The sequence below is a fragment of the Acidisphaera sp. S103 genome, from assembly GCF_009765975.1.
In the GTDB taxonomy this organism is placed as follows: domain Bacteria; phylum Pseudomonadota; class Alphaproteobacteria; order Acetobacterales; family Acetobacteraceae; genus Rhodopila.
In genome coordinates, this window is record NZ_LMUJ01000054.1 from 293,501 (window position 1) to 309,665 (window position 16,165).

Consider the following 16,165-nt stretch of genomic DNA (forward strand, 5'->3'; position numbering starts at 1 on the left):
TTCACGTCCGGTTCTGAGAGAGCGCGGGACTGCGATGTCCCGCGCCACTCACCTGACTGACTTCGCGGAAGTAACCCGCCGCCACAAAAATCAGGCAAGGAAAGCAACACTTCTCATGAGTGCCAACATCGCCCCGTCAAAGCCCTCCGCCGCCAAACCGGAGACCAGGGCCGCCGCCAACGGCGATTTGAAATCCCTGCCTATGGCAGAGGTAGAGAAGAGACTGGGATCGTCTCCGGACGGCCTCAGTCATGCGGAGGCGGCGAAACGCTTGACCCAGTATGGGCCGAACGAGCTTGAGGAGAAGAAGCAGAACGTTCTCCTGAAGATACTGTCATATTTCTGGGGACCCATTCCGTGGATGATCGAAGTGGCGGTCGTCCTGTCGGCCGTGGTCCGGCATTGGCCGGATTTTTTCATCATCCTGGTCCTGCTTGTTTCGAATGCCGCGGTGGGCTTCTTTGAAGAACGTCAGGCGGGCGACGCGATCAAGGCTCTGAAGGCCAGACTGGCAATCAAGGCCCGGGTAAAACGGGATGGAAAATGGGCCAAGCCACCAGCGCGGGAACTGGTGCCAGGTGACGTCGTTCGCCTGCGCCTCGGCGACATCGTTCCAGCGGACGCTCGCCTGCTGGACGGTGACGAGGTATCCCTGGACCAGTCGGCACTGACCGGTGAGTCGTTGCCCGCCACGCGCAACCCCGGCGACGCGGTCTTCTCGGGCTCGATCGTTCGTCGTGGCGAGATCGGCGCGCTGGTCTACGCGACCGGAGGAAGGACCTATTTCGGCAAGACCGCGGAACTGGTGGAGACCGCTGTTACGGTCAGCCATTTTCAGAAGGCCGTTCTGACGATCGGCAATTATCTGATCATGCTAGCAGTGGCTCTGGTGTCCGTGATCATTGCCATCGGAATCTATCGAGGCAACCCGATCCTGACGACGTTACAGTTCGCCCTCGTTTTGACCGTAGCGGCGATCCCCGTGGCGATGCCCACGGTTCTGTCGGTGACGATGGCGGTTGGTGCCCGCCTGCTCGCGAAAAAGCAGGCGATCGTCAGCAAGCTTGTCGCCATCGAGGAACTTGCCGGGGTGGACGTGCTGTGTGCCGACAAGACCGGCACCCTGACGCAGAACAAGCTGACGTTGGGTGACCCATTCTGTTTGGACAAGATCGCGGCAGACCAACTCATTCTTGCCGGAGCATTGGCATCGCGGGCCGAGAACGACGATACCATCGATCTCGCCGTCCTGGGCGGCCTGAAGGACAAGAACGCGCTGAAGCCGTTCGAAATCACGCATTTCATGCCATTCGACCCGGTGCATAAGCGTACCGAAGCCACCGTAAAGGACGCCGACGGAAAGACCTTCAAAGTGACGAAGGGCGCACCTCAGGTCATCTTGAAACTATCCGCCAATGCCGCCTCCGTCCAAGCCACCGTCGACAAGGCGGTCAACGATTTCGCCGCCCGTGGCTTCCGCGCGCTCGGTGTCGCCCGTGCCGACGGCGACGGCCAATGGCAGCTTCTGGGTGTGTTGCCGTTGTTCGATCCACCTCGCGAAGACGCCAAAGAAACCGTTGCGACCGCGGCCCGGATGGGTGTGAAAATCAAGATGGTAACGGGCGACACCCTGGCGATCGCTCGGGAAACCGCCAAAACGTTGGGAATGGGCGCCAACATCCTCGACGGTGCCACCTTGGGTGACTCCAAGAATGAAGAGACGGCGGCGATGACCAAGTCCATCGAGGACGCCGACGGTTTCGCCCAGGTATTTCCGGAACACAAATTCCACATCGTGGACGTGCTGCAAAAGCACGGCCATATCGTCGGCATGACGGGTGACGGCGTGAACGACGCGCCCGCGTTGAAACAGGCCGACTGCGGGTTTGCTGTTTCCGGTGCGACAGATGCAGCCCGCGCCGCGGCCTCCATCGTGCTGGTGGCACCGGGGCTATCGGTGCTTATCGATGCGATCAAGGAAAGCCGGAAGATCTTCCAGCGGATGAACAGCTACGCGATGTACCGCATCGCCGAGACGTTGCGCGTGCTACTGTTCATGACACTGGCGATTGTGGTCTTCAACTTCTACCCGCTGACCGCGATCATGATCGTAATGCTGGCGTTATTGAACGACGGCGCGATCTTGTCGATCGCCTACGACAATGTCATCTACCGGAATCAGCCCGAAGCCTGGAACATGCGCGTGGTTCTGGGAATCGCCACGGTGCTGGGCCTGGTCGGTCCGATAGCCGCGTTTGGGCTGTTTTACCTTGGGGACCGCGTCCTTCACATCGACCGTCCGCAGATCCAGACAATGATGTATCTTCTGCTTTCCGTGGCCGGACATCTGACGATTTTCCAGACCCGCACGCGTGGCCCTTGGTGGTCCACACGCCCCGCGCCAATTCTCCTTATTGCGGTCATCGGCACCCAGGTGGTGGCCACAATGATCTGCCTCTTTGGGTTCCTTGTGACCCCCCTCTGGTGGGGTTGGGCCGCGATGGTCTGGGCCTATGCTTTGGTATGGTTCCTGCTGACGGATCCAGTGAAGCTGCTCGCTTACCGCGTGCTCGACGCCACCAAAGCCGCACCCGCCCTACAGTCTAAGGTCCAGCCGCGGTCCGGCGCGAAAGCCGCTCCGCAATCCGAGGCCGAGCCAAGGCCGCCGACTAAAGCCGACGCACCCAAACCCGTTGCCACGGCCGAGCCCGGGGCGAATGCCAAAACTGCCCCGCAGCCCGATACCGAGCCGAAGCCGTCGGCAAAACCTTAGGAAACCAAATCCGATACCGCGGTGGGACCGCCGCTCGACGCCACGGTGAAGTCGAGGCAACCGAACCCGAGTCCGATGCCAGTGTCGCGACGCTGTTTAATACAACCCTCGGTGATCTTCTCGTCGCCGGGCTTCGCAAAAATCCGGAGGACGCCGGGCGTATCTTAGCCGACGGTATTGCCGCGACCGAGGCGAAAATTGCGGCCGCCAAGATACCCCAGAACTAACCCGAGCTGAATGGGTCGAAATGAAAATTAACTCGAAGGACTTCCGTGCGCGGGAGGGGGACAGGGTAGACCTCCGCAAGTGGCCGACAAATGTCGATCCCGTATACAAATCGAACAAGCACTACAAGGAAATGTTGGAAGAGCACGTCAAGAAGCTAAGCGAGTTGCAACGACTGCATTATGCATCCAACCGTTACGCCGTCTTGCTGATCTTTCAGGCGATGGATGCGGCCGGGTAAGATGGTGCGATCAGGCATGTAATGTCAGGCGTCAATCCGCAAGGATGCCAGGTGTTCAGCTTCAAGCATCCCAGTGCCACCGAACTGCTCCATGATTTTCTTTGGCGCACCACGCGCGAGCTTCCGGAACGGGGGCGAATCGGCATCTTCAACCGATCCTACTACGAGGAGGTGCTGATTGCGCGCGTGCATCCCGAGATTCTTCGTAACGAAGGACTTTCGGATACGTCGCTTATTGAAGCCGCCGTTTGGCAAGGCCGATATCGCTCGATCCTGGATTTGGAGGCGCACCTTCATCGCAATGGTACCCGTATCGTCAAATTCTACCTGCATCTGTCGAAGGACGAGCAGCGAAAGCGCTTCCTCGACCGCATCGACGAACTGGAAAAGAACTGGAAATTCAGCATGGCGGACATTGAGGAACGGAAGTTCTGGAAACACTACATGACAGCTTATGAGGAATGCGTCAGTGCAACCAGCACGACAGATGCGCCCTGGTATGTCGTTCCCGCCGACGATAAGCAAAATGCTCGGTTGATTGTATCGCAAATTCTCGTCGATACCCTCGAAGGGCTGGACATGCGTTATCCGAAAACCACTCCTGAGCGGCACCGGGAACTGCTTTCGATTCGTCAGCAACTTACTGGTTGAATGGGTGGGTTTCACGGTCACAATAGACAACCACCAGCGTTGCTCCTCGCATCAGGACAGTGAGCCCCCTTCGTCGGAAGCGACCATACCCATGCTCCTCGGACGCGTCTTGTGAAGGATCAGCCAAACGACAGGCTGCATCCGATCGAGAGCAATTATATGGCAGGTGCCGCCGTCGTAGGGTTCCTGCTGATGCTTTTGCTGACGGGCGGAAGCCTGTTCGCGGCCTTTGGTGCGTTGGCGTTGATCGGCGGGATCGGATGGATCGCGCATCGTCTGTTTTGCTGACATCAACGAACGCGTCGTTTTACGAAAGGCCCACCAGCATCGCCGGGGCGGCGTTCCACAATTCGATGACCCGCACTTTGGGGTGGTTAGGATCGAAACCGAGAATGCTGAGCGACGCCGTGCCCAGCGAAAGATGCTGCGACTCTGCGACGGATAATTCGATCCATCGCGTCGCCAGGGCACGTGAGAACTGGCCATGCGAGAACAGCGCGACGTTACCATCCAGCGCGAGCAGCCGAGCAACAACCCGATCGGCGCGGAGGGATACCTGTCCGGGCATTTCGCCGTTTGGGCAGCCGTCCCGAAAGACATTCCAATCCGGCCGCGCCTTGCGGATGTCACGGGACAACCGACCTTCGTAATCGCCGTAGTTCCACTCGGCCAGGTCCGGTTCGACCGAAGCTGCCGCCCCCAGTCCGGCCAACTCACAGGTCTGCCGCGCGCGTTGTAGCGGGCTGGTGAGCACGCAGGCAAACGGGATAGGCCGAAGCCATGGTTCCAGCTTGCGTGCTTCATCTTCACCGTGCGCGGTCAGCGGAAGATCCGTACGCCCCGTGTGCTGACCGGACAGGGACCATTCGGTTTCGCCGTGCCGAATAAGGTAGAGTCGAACCAGCATATCTGTTCCATTGTGGAAGAATACTCGTTACGTGGCGCCGCCGGCGCTACATCACGCCGGAACACCCCATTTCCAGTTCCGGATTTCCGGCAGGTCCTGTCCGTGCTTGTCGATATAAAGCTTATGCTCTATCAACTTGTCGCGCACCATCTGCTTCAGGTAGTCGCCCTTGCCGCCCAGCCCCGGCACACGATCCACCACGTCCTGCACCAAATGGAAGCGGTCCAGGTCGTTCTGCACCCGCATATCAAAGGCCGTCGTGATAGTACCTTCTTCTTTGTAGCCCCGGACATGAAGATTGCGGTTGGTGCGGCGGTAGGTCAGCCGGTGAACCAGCCACGGGTATCCATGGAAGCCAAAGATGATGTGCTTATCCTTGGTGAAAAGTGAGTCGTAATCCTGGTCGCTCAACCCGTGCGGGTGTTCGCTCGCGGATTGCAGCCGCATCAGATCGACCACGTTGATCACACGGATTTTCAGGTCGGGCAGATGCTGGCGCAGAATGGAAACCGCCGCCAGAATCTCCAGCGTTGGCGTGTCGCCGCAGCATGCCATGACGACGTCCGGCTCGCTGCCCTGATCGTTGCTGGCCCATTGCCAGATGCCAAGCCCTTCCGTGCAGTGGATGACCGCGGCGTCCATGTCCAACCATTGTGGCAGCGCATGCTTACCGGCCACCACCACATTCACATAATTGCGGCTCCGCAGGCAGTGGTCGAACACGGACAGCAGACAGTTGGCATCGGGCGGCAGGTAAACCCGCACGACGTCGGCCTTCTTGTTGATCACATGATCGAGGAACCCGGGATCCTGATGGGTGAATCCGTTATGATCCTGCTGCCAGACATGCGATGCCAACAGGTAGTTCAGCGACGAAATCGGCCGGCGCCAGGGAAGTTCCCGCGTGACCTTCAGCCACTTCGCGTGCTGGCTGAACATCGAGTCCACGATTCGGATGAACGCTTCGTAACTGTTGAACAGCCCGTGTCGTCCCGTCAGCAGATAGCCTTCCAGCCAGCCCTCGCACTGGTGCTCGCTGAGCATCGCGTCTAGCACCTGCCCGGTAGGCGCCAGGAATTCGTCATTCGGCGCCTCACGTGCGTCCCACTGACGGTTGGTCACCTCAAAGACTGCACCCAGAAGATTGGAGAGCGTCTCATCGGGGCCGAATATACGGAAATTCCGTTCCGCAACGTTGAGCTTGGCCACATCACGCAGGAACTGACCCAGCACCATGGTATCCTGAGCGTTGACGGCACCCGGCGCAGGCACGGTGACCGCGTGCAGATGAAAATCGGGCATCCGCAGATCATGCAGCAGCGTCCCGCCGTTGGTGTGCGGATTGGCCCCCATGCGCCGATCACCCTTTGGGGCCAGATCAGCCAATTCCGGGATCAGGCGGCCATTTTCGTCGAACAGTTCCTCCGCTTTGTAGCTCTTCATCCAGGTTTCGAGTTGTGCAACGTGTTCAGGATGGTCGGGGTCGACCAAAAGCGGCACCTGATGGGCGCGAAACGTGCCCTCGACCTGTAGACCATCGACCACTTTCGGTCCCGTCCAGCCCTTCGGCGACCGCAGAACGATCATCGGCCAACGTGGCCGAGCGGTATCGTTGCGGTCCCGGGCATTGCGCTGAATCGTTTGGATGTCGTTGATGGCTTTTTCCACGGTGGTCGCCATAAGCTGGTGCATCGTGTCCGGGTCATCGCCTTCGACGAAATAGGGACTCCAGCCACAGCCTTGGAAATATTGTTCCAGTTCCTGATGCTCGATCCGCGACAAGACCGTGGGGTTGCTGATTTTGAAGCCATTCAGGTGCAGTATTGGCAGCACGGCCCCGTCGGTGACCGCGCTGAGAAACTTGTTGGACTGCCACGCCGTCGCCAGCGGGCCGGTCTCCGCTTCGCCGTCGCCGATCACACAGGCAACGATCAGGCCGGGATTGTCGAACGCGGCTCCGAAGGCATGACTGAGCGAATAACCCAGCTCGCCACCTTCGTGAATCGACCCCGGTGTCGTTGGCGCTACATGGCTGGAGATGCCACCGGGGAACGAGAACTGCGTGAACAGTTTCTTCAACCCCGCTTCGTCCTGCGTAACGTTGGGATAGACCTCGCTCCAGGTGCCTTCCAGGTAGGTCTGGCCGACAATCGCCGGGCCGCCGTGACCGGGCCCCGCGACGTAGAACATGTCCAGGTCATATTTCTTGATGGCGCGGTTTAGATGCACATAGATGAAGTTCTGGCCCGGCGTCGTGCCCCAGTGCCCGACAACCAGCGGCTTGACATGCCCCAGTTTCAGGGGCTCGCGCAGCAGCGGATTGTCGTAAAGGTATATCTGCCCAACCGACAGATAGTTGGAGGCTCGCCAGTAGGCGTCCATCCGGCGCAGCTCATCGGCGTCTAGTGTCGGTTTCTCATGAGGATATCCATGCTGGTCAACGCGCTTCGAAGATTCTGAGGGAACGGTAGGGGAGTTCATTTTGAATTGCTCCTTGGCGGTCTCGCGTAGGCCTTCGGATGATTTTCCGAATATGCTGAGGATTAGCTGAATGAATGGTTATTCGTCGTTCGGTAAGGCGGGCGCCGCACCCGGTGCTGCACCAGAAGATGGCTCGTTCGACGAAAACGTGACGCCTGCGGGGTCAACTGATTGGACCATAGGATATCGGTGGGGGCCGGGGACAGACTCGGAAAATACTCATGCCAGTGAGTGCCAGCCGAGGTGCGAAGGCCAATGGCGGGCACCATGGATGTTGGCTCAATACATTTATCCGCGTTTGAGAACAGCGTGTTCCGGCACCGCGCCATCCAACTGGAACACCCGCGTGGTGCCGCTCAGGAACTCATAGATCTTGCCCGCCACAGATAATGAAATCGGCGCCACATCGAGATCTTCTCCACGCACCGTGAGAGCCCCGTGCGTAAGATGCAAGTCGATCGAATGCCCACGATAGCGGATTCGCAGGTCAAGGGACTTCATCTCGGGCGCCAGTTCCGGGTTGAGCCATAGAACATCCCCCTTCATCTCAATCCCGGTTGAAACACGAATAACCTGGTCTACGGTTCCCGCCATGGCACCCAGGTGTACCCCTTCCACCGCGGTGCCATGCTGGCTGTCAGACACGTCGCTTTGCAGCGCCTCGGCAAAAAACGTCATCGCGCGTGGCCGGTCCGAACGCGCCAGGACCCAGGAATAAACCACCCGGCACAATGTCGACCCATGAGATGTGCGTGCAACATAATAGTCGATGTTCTTCGGGATCGTATCCCTGTCCATCGGGTATCCCAGCCGCGCGAACAGTCCTCCAAGTTCCTCCGATGAAAACAGATAGAATAACATGACCACATCTGCCTGCTTCGACAGTTTGTACCGGTTGGGGCTGTCATTCTCCGCCTCCAGAATAAGATCGAGGCGCTGGATGTCGTCGTATCGCTTGCGATATACCTCCCAGTCCAACTCACGTAGCAACGCGTAGCCCTCGAACTGGCTGATGATGCCTTCGTCATGAAAGGGCACATACATCCTTCGACTGATGTCATTCCATCGCGCAATCTCTTCCGCCGAAATCCCCAGCAGCGTCATCAGCTCGGTTCGACGTATGTCGGACAGCCGGTCTAGCACCTCCATCGCCCTGCAAAGCACCCACACCGCCATAACATTCGTATAGGCGTTGTTATCAAGGCCAGATGTCGCCGTGTCCGGATAGCCGTCATGGAATTCATCAGGCCCCATCACACCACGAATTTCGTAGCGGCCCCGCTCTCTATTCAACGTCGCCATACTCGACCAGAAAAGTGCGATGTCCAGGATCAGCTCGGCGCCATAGAACTGTAGAAACTCGATATCATGGGTAACCTGGAAGTACTGCCACACGTTGTACGCGACAGCACTTCCGACATGACGCTCCAGATAGGAGTTATCGGGAACCCACCGCTGCGAACGCGGATTCAGGTTGAGTATATCCGTCTCCTCCTGTCCGTCGCTGCCACTTTGCCAGGGAAACATCGCCCCCTTGTAGCCGGCGCCCTTGGCGGCCGCTCGGGCCTCACCCAGACGCCGGTACCGGTAGGTCAGCAGCGCTCGGGTAATCTCGGGGACGCGAAAATTGAAAAACGGAAAGATAAACAGCTCATCCCAAAAAATATGGCCTTGATACGCCTCTCCGGTCCAGCCGCGCGGTGGTACGCCAATGTCGAGACCGATGGAGTGGAGCGAAACGGTTTGCAACAGGTGAAACATGTTCAAGCGAAGCAACATCGGAACGTTCAATTTGAATCCGGGATCGGCAGGCTCGATACGCACGTCGAAACGCCGCCACAAATGTGCCCAAGCCAGCACATGATCCGCTTTCACTGCGTCGAAACGGCCGGCCCGCACCATGGCCTTGCGCGCCTCCAACCCGCACTCGGAGATTGCCCTGTCGCGGGAGGTATATAGCGAAACCAGCTTCTCCACCGCCAGCGTCTCACCTTGTTTGACGTCGATCGTCAGTTCCTGGCCAATATATCCTGGTTCCTGGATGACCTGGCGCTGCACATCAATAACCCGTCCATCGAGAAAGCATCGCGCGCGTGCCACCTGGGCAACATGGACATGCGACTGGGATGTGCGCACCACCATGCAGACGCCATCATCTCCAACGACTTCGCTTTCCAGCAGCTCCAGATGCTTGCCGTTGAAACTATGATACAGCTTCGCACCGGCATTGATGACACGCCCGTCGACCGCCGAACGGATCGTGACCGACGCTGACCAGTTCTCAGCCGTCAGCGACAGCGCCATGGCACCCACATGCATGTCGGCCATCGAAACTAGACGTTGCTCCCGCAACTGGGTTCGTCGTCCCTGTTGGTCCTCGAACTGGATGATCCGCAGCAGGATGCCATGCTGCAAATCGAGTTCCTGGCGATACGACAGGATCGTTGCAGTTCCGGCGTCGAACCAGCCGTCGTCGGCGATATGAAAACTAAGCGGCAACCAGTTGGGGAAATTGACCAGATCCTCGTTCTCGACCATCCGCCCGGCAATATCGGTTTGCAGCCGGTTATAACCGCCCGCAAGGTAGGTCCCGGGGTAGTGAACGCCGTCCGCCTTCGCCCAGGGGGCGGCTGCCCGGGTAGCAAAGTAGCCATTTCCCAGGGTGCATAGGGCTTCACGTATTCCCTCGGCCGCTGGGTCGAACCCGTCGAACACCAATGACCATGCCGGGTCGGTATCATCACTCCCGCTCATGACAGGCTTACGATTGGGATCACGGCTGTTGCGCCGGAACTAATTTGGTTCGGTTGGCCGCCTACGAACAGGGCCATCGGGTCGCCTGATTCCACGATCGCTTCGACGGTCTGCTGACCGGGGTCGATGCTCAGCACCAGACTGCGCTGGCGCCATTGAACCCTGAACTTCAGGCTGCGCCACTCTTTCGGAAGTTGCGGGTCGATCGCCAGCCCGTCGTCACGCCACGACAATCCCGCGAAACCGAACACCGCGAGCATCCAGAGCCCACCGAGGGCCGCGATATGAACACCGCCGTCGGTGGCCGCATGGGTGTCCGCGAGATCGATCGCCGCCGCCTGGCGAAAGAACCGCAGCGCCATGTCGGTATCGCCAAGCCTGGCGGCAACCAGCCCATGCATGGCGGGGCTCAGGGAACTGCCATGGCTACAGCGCGGTTCGTAATAGCGGAAGTTCGCCGATTTCATATCGCCAACGAATTCCTCCGGCAGCAAACCAAGCAATGCCACGACATCGGCCTGTTTGACGACCTGGGACTTTTGCACTCGCTCGCGCCCGAGCACCACGTCCATGGGGACGGTGCGACCGGCGTAGTTAGCCAGATCGATGTCTTCAAGCGCAAAATAACCATTGAATTGCTCGAAGAGTCCGGTTGTAGGATCGAGACCTGTCGCCATCGTGTCTTCGACATGCAGCCACGCCGTCAATTCCCCGTCCTTCAGGTCCAGGCGGGCGGCGAGACCGGTCCATCGCGCAGGCCAACGCGTCCGCAACAATGCCACCACGTCCAGCGCGCGTTGGATGTTCCAGCGTGCCATAACGTTCGTATAGGCGTTATCATCGATGTGCTCGTGATACTCGTCTGGTCCGATCACACCGCGGATATGGCAACGACCATCTGCTTCCGGCACTGCGCGGCTGGACCAAAATCGAGCTGTCTCAAGCAGGATTTCAGCGCCTGCGTCGAGCAGAAAGCTTTCGTCCCTTGTCACCTGCCAGTATTGCCAGACCGCGTAGGCGACATCCGCGCTGATGTGCTGCTCCTGCTTGCCGCACAACACGTCGATGACCTGATGATCCGGGCCGATAACCCGCTCCGGCGTCATTTCGGCACCGGTATCGGCGGACTCCCAGGCGTACAATGCGCCGCGCCACCCCATCCCAGCCGCTTTCGCGCGCGCGCCATCCAACGTATGAAAACGATACATCAGTAGCGCTCGGGCGGCTTCCGGCCAGGTCAGGATATAAAACGGCAGCAGGAAGATCTCGGTGTCCCAGAAGACGTGCCCGTGATAGTCGTCGCCGGTCAGCGCGCGGGCACCGACGGATACACGCTCATCCTCCGGATTAGCGGCGCTGTTCAAGTGGTACAGGGCGAACCGTAGGGCAAGTTGCGCGCCGGCATCGCCGTCGACCTCCACATCGCTGCTGCGCCAGCGGCTGAGCCAGGCCGCCTCGTGCGCCGCGACCACCCCCCGCCAACCCAGGCCTTTCGCTTGGTTTAGTTTGTCCCGGACTTCCTTGGCGGGATCGATATCCTTGGTGTCACCACGCACGATGGCAACGAACCGCTGAAAGCAAATGACCTGGCCGGGACGGGATTTCCAGGCCCACGACGATTTCAGCGGTCCGAGGGCGCTGGGCGGAATATCCCGATCGTTGACCTGCAACGCCGCCATGCTCGCCATCGCGAGGTACTTCCTGGAATGCGAGGTGTGCCAAAGACCAAGGTCCTGACGAAGCTGGTCGGTGACGAGCCCGAGTTCCGTCCCTTCGAACGATGCCTCGAGTGTCACATCGAGCTCACCGTCTTCGATCTCCATACGGATCAACTGCAACCCGATCGCGCGGTCGCTCAGCGATACGAGACGGCTGGTATGCACATGCAACCCCAGGTCCGGCGCCTTGAGATGACGCCCTTCACTGCGCAGAGTGCCCCGCCGCAAATCAAGTGTCATGCGATGGGACGACACATCGCCGGGATGATGCAGCAACGGACCGCCCGGCAGCAAGATGCGCACCCGCAACCAGTCAGCAGCCGGGACAAGAGCTTGTGTGGCTTGGTTCGAACCGGAGGTGTCGAACAGACCCGCCACGTAGGTTCGTGCGGGAACCACCCAACGGTCGCCCCTGGTCGTCGATCGGACACCCCTTACACCAAGGAAGCCGTTGCTGATCGAGAAACGCGACTCAACACTGACTTCGCGCAACGAATCATAACCATCCGCCAGGATGACCCAATCAGGATCGGCGGTTGGTACAAACACCTGGTCCATCGTTGCGGAATCGGTCATGCCGGCCGTCTGCACATCCGGCTGCCAGCCAGGTCCTCGATCGCCACGTCATCCAGACTGGTCACCACCAGGTCCGCACCGGCTGTTCGCAGCCCCGCCGCGTCGTCGTGACGGGCAACGCCCAGCGCCTTCATGCCTCCGCCGCGGGCCGCCTGGATGCCGGCTGGGGCATCCTCGGCGACGAAGCAATGGGCGGGGTCCATGTGCAGTTCCTTGGCGGCCAACAGGAAAATCGCCGGGTCCGGCTTGCCTCTCGGCAGGTCGCGTCCGCAGACATTGGCGGCGAACACGTCGAGCAGGCTTTGGCCAGAGTCGAGGCGGATCAACCGCAGCATTCCGTTCGCATTCTTAGACGACGATGCGACCGCCATAGGCCACCCCAGGGCCGCCACCGCTTGAACGAACCGGAGTGCATCAGGGAAGGCCGCGACACTGCCTTCCTCGATCAACTCTTCAAGGCGTTTCTGCTTCCGCTCGGCATACGGGACGGCCTGCCGTTCGGGGTTCGCCACGCCAAGCGCTTCGAGGGCCGCCCGGGCTCCGGTCAGGCGCGGCTTTCCCGCGACCTGGGCCTGATACATCGCGGTGGTGAGAAGATCAGGATCGGCAAATCCACGCAGTGCTTCGCGCCAGGCGCGTTCATGCGGTGAGGCGAGTAGCACGCCGTCAACGTCAAAAATTGCTGCTTTGAGTGCTTTGGACTGAACGGATCGCCGTGCCGCTCGTTCGCTGACAGTCATTACCTGCACCTTGTTTTGTTTTGCGGCACGTTCGCGCGATGAACGTGTCTGCTTTCGCGCCAGTGTGTTGACCGGGAACACGGATGACGGAGAAATGTTGTTGGATTGCCCGGGCGCGTCGTGCTGATAGTCCGTTGGGTGCGCTGTCCCGCCAGTTCGATCCTAGGCAGCCGCCGCCCAGCGAGGACAGGATCGGAAAGTACTCATTTCCGCTTTTCATAATATCGCCGTGCTATCCGCAGCGTACGCGATCATACTCTCGTGTCCAACCAAAACTCGACCGAGACAAGTGCGAGATAGCGGATACCCGAGCCTATCGCCGGCTTGCCGAACAGCAGCACCGAACCGCTGGTGGCGGGCAGCAGGCTGATCAGCGCCGTCATGATGGTGGTTTTGCCGCAGCCGTTGAAGCCGAGGAAGCCGAGGAAGCCGAGGAAGCCGAGGAAGCCGAAGATCTTGCCGCGCTGAATGTTGAAGCTGACGCGGTCGACGGACGTGAAGTCGCCGAACCGGACGGTCAGATCGCGCGCGACGATCACCGGCGCGGCGTTGGTGGCAGGACGCGGTTGAATATTGAGCGTTATGTGGCCGTGGCGCAGCACCTCCGGCAGCACAGCCATGAAAGCCTCCTCAACCGTCGTGTTGCCCAATGGATGAGGTCACAATTGCTCGAAAACCCCTGTAACCCGTTTCGTAGATCGGGTTGTCGCCCTGCGGATTGCCCGCCAGCGCTATGAATCAGCACCTAGGCGGGAATCCCATCCCGGTGATCGTTGGGGGTGGGGTTCCGATCGGCGCCGATCAGGAACCCCAGCAGGCTGTCTGTTTCGGTCCAATGGGTGAATGTGTTGGTCGGCTCCCGGCCAGGGCGCTACGTCAGTCCCGATGAACACTCCGTCAGCCAAAGGGGGCAAGAACGACAGTCTCACTCGGCCGTGAGTAGTTTCCGAGGGTATCTCACGACACGATGATCCGGCAGCCTGAGGAGGCCTTAGTGAGATAGAGCCAAAAGCCTCGGGAGGGAATGTGTGATTGGGCGGATCCGGCTGGGTTGTCGCTTTCGGCAGCGGATCGGCGGGTCGGCCACTAGCACACCGATGGCTGTACCGCACTCGGCGTCAAAGTGCTCCGCGGCGGACAGTATGCGGTTTTGGATGCTTCTCCTGTCAATTTTTTTTCCGATGCGATCAGGCCATGCACAACCCTCCGGCGACCGCGCCCTCGAAGACATGAAGGCACGCGTCCAACCCTGCGCATCGTGTCACGGTCTGCAAGGACAGGGCACGGACAACGATTATTTCCCGCGCCTCGCCGGCAAGCCCGCGGGTTATTTATTCAATCAACTCGTCGCCTTCCGGGTCGGGCGCCGCCACTACCCCCCGATGAATTACCTTCTGGAGTTCTTGCCAGACTCATATCTCCACGCGATGGCTGATTACTTCGCCGCCCAGCGGCCTCCATTGCCGCCTAATGTCATTCCTGTGGTCAGCAAGGATCTGCTCGCATTGGGCCAGTCCCTGGTTACGCAGGGCGATTCAAGCCGAGGCATTCCGGCCTGTGTACGCTGCCACGGCCCCGCGTTCACGGGCATGGAACCGGCCATCCCCGGCCTGTTGGGTTTGAAAGCCAGCTACATCAGCGCGCAACTCGGTGCATGGCGATACGGCACGCGCACGGCCACCGGGCCCGACTGCATGCAGATCGTGGCCGGACATTTGACGGAAACCGATGTGACGGCGGTGGCCGCGTGGCTCTCGACACTTCCTGCTCCCGACGATGCGACTCCATTGCCACGCGGGACGCTCGTCACGCCGCTTGACTGCGGCAGCGAACCGAACTGAGGAGGAAAAGCCGTGAAACCGAGCAGTCTCCTCAAACTGGCCTGCTGCCTGATCCTATCGGCAATTCTCTGCCATCCCGCCAAGGCGCAAACCGCCTCCGTCGTCCAACAAGGCGAGTATCTCGCTCGGGCCGGCGACTGCATCGCTTGCCACACAGCGCCTGGCGGCAAGCTGTTCGCCGGGGGCCGTCCGATGCCGACGCCGTTCGGCACGCTCTATTCGTCGAACATTACCCCCAGTCCCGACACCGGCATTGGCAAGTGGTCAGCCGACGATTTCTACGCCACGATGCACACCGGGCGGTCGCGGGACGGTGGCCTGCTGTACCCGGCGATGCCCTTCGGGGCTTACACGAAAGTCACGCGCGAAGACTCCGATGCGATCTTCGCCTACCTGCGATCAGTTTCCCCGGTGCAGGCCGCCAAGAAGTCGCAGGACCTTCGGTTTCCCTACGACAACCGTTCGCTGATCCTTGGCTGGCGGACGCTGTTCTTCACCGAAGGCGCGTATAGGCCAGACGCAACGAAATCCACCGAATGGAACCGCGGTGCCTATCTTGTACAAGGACTGGGCCATTGTGCTATGTGCCACAGCGCCATCAACGCGCTGGGCGGCAGTTCAGAATCGAAGGCGTTTCAAGGCGGCTTGATCCCGATGCAGAACTGGTACGCCCCTTCACTGACCTCCAACAAGGAGGTCGGTCTGGGCGACTGGAGCATTGACGAAATCTCCGGCTATCTGCGTAACGGCGTGTCCGATCGCGGTGCGGTTTACGGGCCAATGGCCGAGGTGGTTTACAATAGCCTGCAGTATTTGACGGAAGCCGACACACGCGCCATGGCGGTTTACCTCAAGAGCCTGGTGGAAGGCAGTCTGCCCGATGCAGCGGCTTCCGCCATGCCGGTTGACGAGAGCAGTTTGCTTATAAGCCTCGGCAAGACTGTGTACGACGCGCGATGTGCGAGTTGCCATGGCGCGCAAGGGCAGGGCGAGCCGTCGCGATATCCACCGCTGGCCGGCAACCAGTCGATCCAGATGGAGTCGGCGGTAAACCCTATCAGGATGGTGCTGAACGGTGGCTATCCGCCGGGCACGGCCACCAATCCGATGCCTTACGGCATGCCGCCGTTCGCACAATTCCTGTCCGACGACCAGATCGCGGCGGTGGTTTCCTACATCCGGTCGGCTTGGGGCAACCAAGGAACGGCAATCTCCGCACGGCGGGCAAATCAATTGCGTTCGGCGCTGCTGAATTGAG

The 16,165-nt window shown here is 59.9% G+C and carries 12 protein-coding genes; 6 read left to right on the top strand and 6 right to left on the bottom strand.

Annotated features, from left to right (window positions below; all coding sequences use genetic code 11):
- The first annotated feature begins 115 nt into the window (after positions 1-115).
- The 4 genes from GSQ89_RS17705 to GSQ89_RS17715 all read left to right on the top strand — a co-directional run bounded on the left by GSQ89_RS17705 (position 116) and on the right by GSQ89_RS17715 (position 4,178).
- Positions 116-2,773, top strand: a complete 2,658-nt coding sequence (locus GSQ89_RS17705; RefSeq protein ID WP_158927567.1) for a plasma-membrane proton-efflux P-type ATPase — start codon at positions 116-118, stop codon at positions 2,771-2,773.
- A 247-nt stretch (positions 2,774-3,020) separates the two neighbouring features.
- Positions 3,021-3,239, top strand: a complete 219-nt coding sequence (locus GSQ89_RS39265; RefSeq protein ID WP_254073252.1) for a hypothetical protein — start codon at positions 3,021-3,023, stop codon at positions 3,237-3,239.
- A 9-nt stretch (positions 3,240-3,248) separates the two neighbouring features.
- Positions 3,249-3,890: a PPK2 family polyphosphate kinase gene (locus tag GSQ89_RS17710; protein WP_256367332.1), complete on the top strand. Its 642-nt coding sequence runs from the start codon at positions 3,249-3,251 to the stop codon at positions 3,888-3,890.
- Between the two features lie 111 nt (positions 3,891-4,001).
- On the top strand, positions 4,002-4,178 hold the full coding sequence (locus GSQ89_RS17715; protein ID WP_158927569.1) for a hypothetical protein: 177 nt from the start codon (positions 4,002-4,004) through the stop codon (positions 4,176-4,178).
- Between the two features lie 19 nt (positions 4,179-4,197).
- Here GSQ89_RS17715 and GSQ89_RS17720 read toward each other — a convergent pair whose 3' ends face one another.
- The 6 genes from GSQ89_RS17720 to GSQ89_RS17745 all read right to left on the bottom strand — a co-directional run bounded on the left by GSQ89_RS17720 (position 4,198) and on the right by GSQ89_RS17745 (position 13,686).
- A complete protein-coding gene (locus GSQ89_RS17720) occupies positions 4,198-4,797 on the bottom strand; it encodes a histidine phosphatase family protein (protein WP_158927571.1) in 600 nt (199 codons plus the stop codon).
- Between the two features lie 51 nt (positions 4,798-4,848).
- The gene (locus GSQ89_RS17725; RefSeq protein ID WP_158927573.1) at positions 4,849-7,278 is read right to left on the bottom strand and encodes a phosphoketolase family protein; all 2,430 of its coding nucleotides are present in this window, start codon (positions 7,276-7,278) and stop codon (positions 4,849-4,851) included.
- 288 nt (positions 7,279-7,566) lie between these two features.
- Positions 7,567-9,993, bottom strand: coding sequence for a glycoside hydrolase family 65 protein (locus tag GSQ89_RS17730; protein ID WP_216856226.1), 2,427 nt, complete (start codon positions 9,991-9,993; stop codon positions 7,567-7,569).
- A gap of 35 nt (positions 9,994-10,028) precedes the next feature.
- Complete coding sequence (locus tag GSQ89_RS17735; protein WP_158927577.1) at positions 10,029-12,326, bottom strand: glycoside hydrolase family 65 protein; 2,298 nt, start codon at positions 12,324-12,326, stop codon at positions 10,029-10,031.
- Positions 12,323-13,066, bottom strand: coding sequence for an HAD family phosphatase (locus tag GSQ89_RS17740; RefSeq protein ID WP_158927579.1), 744 nt, complete (start codon positions 13,064-13,066; stop codon positions 12,323-12,325). Before GSQ89_RS17740 ends, GSQ89_RS17735 begins: the two co-directional genes overlap by 4 nt.
- Before the next feature lie 251 nt (positions 13,067-13,317).
- Positions 13,318-13,686: an ATP-binding cassette domain-containing protein gene (locus tag GSQ89_RS17745; RefSeq protein ID WP_158927581.1), complete on the bottom strand. Its 369-nt coding sequence runs from the start codon at positions 13,684-13,686 to the stop codon at positions 13,318-13,320.
- Between the two features lie 534 nt (positions 13,687-14,220).
- Here GSQ89_RS17745 and GSQ89_RS17750 point away from each other — a divergent pair.
- Together GSQ89_RS17750 and GSQ89_RS17755 are read left to right on the top strand one after the other, a co-directional pair.
- The gene (locus GSQ89_RS17750) at positions 14,221-14,907 is read left to right on the top strand and encodes a c-type cytochrome (RefSeq protein ID WP_216856227.1); all 687 of its coding nucleotides are present in this window, start codon (positions 14,221-14,223) and stop codon (positions 14,905-14,907) included.
- A gap of 12 nt (positions 14,908-14,919) precedes the next feature.
- Positions 14,920-16,164 (top strand): c-type cytochrome, encoded by a 1,245-nt coding sequence (locus tag GSQ89_RS17755; protein ID WP_158927585.1) that lies wholly within the window; start codon positions 14,920-14,922, stop codon positions 16,162-16,164.
- Position 16,165 lies beyond the last annotated feature (1 nt).

Bases quoted from the DNA above. Each gene is read 5' to 3' on its own strand.
- GSQ89_RS17750 (WP_216856227.1), top strand. From the start codon at position 14,221: ATGCTTCTCCTGTCAATTTTTTTTCCGATGCGATCAGGCCATGCACAA.
- GSQ89_RS17725 (WP_158927573.1), bottom strand. From the start codon at position 7,278: ATGAACTCCCCTACCGTTCCCTCAGAATCTTCGAAGCGCGTTGACCAG.
- GSQ89_RS17705 (WP_158927567.1), top strand. From the start codon at position 116: ATGAGTGCCAACATCGCCCCGTCAAAGCCCTCCGCCGCCAAACCGGAG.
- GSQ89_RS17740 (WP_158927579.1), bottom strand. From the start codon at position 13,066: ATGACTGTCAGCGAACGAGCGGCACGGCGATCCGTTCAGTCCAAAGCA.
- GSQ89_RS17720 (WP_158927571.1), bottom strand. From the start codon at position 4,797: ATGCTGGTTCGACTCTACCTTATTCGGCACGGCGAAACCGAATGGTCC.
- GSQ89_RS17735 (WP_158927577.1), bottom strand. From the start codon at position 12,326: ATGACCGATTCCGCAACGATGGACCAGGTGTTTGTACCAACCGCCGAT.
- GSQ89_RS39265 (WP_254073252.1), top strand. From the start codon at position 3,021: ATGAAAATTAACTCGAAGGACTTCCGTGCGCGGGAGGGGGACAGGGTA.
- GSQ89_RS17745 (WP_158927581.1), bottom strand. From the start codon at position 13,686: ATGGCTGTGCTGCCGGAGGTGCTGCGCCACGGCCACATAACGCTCAAT.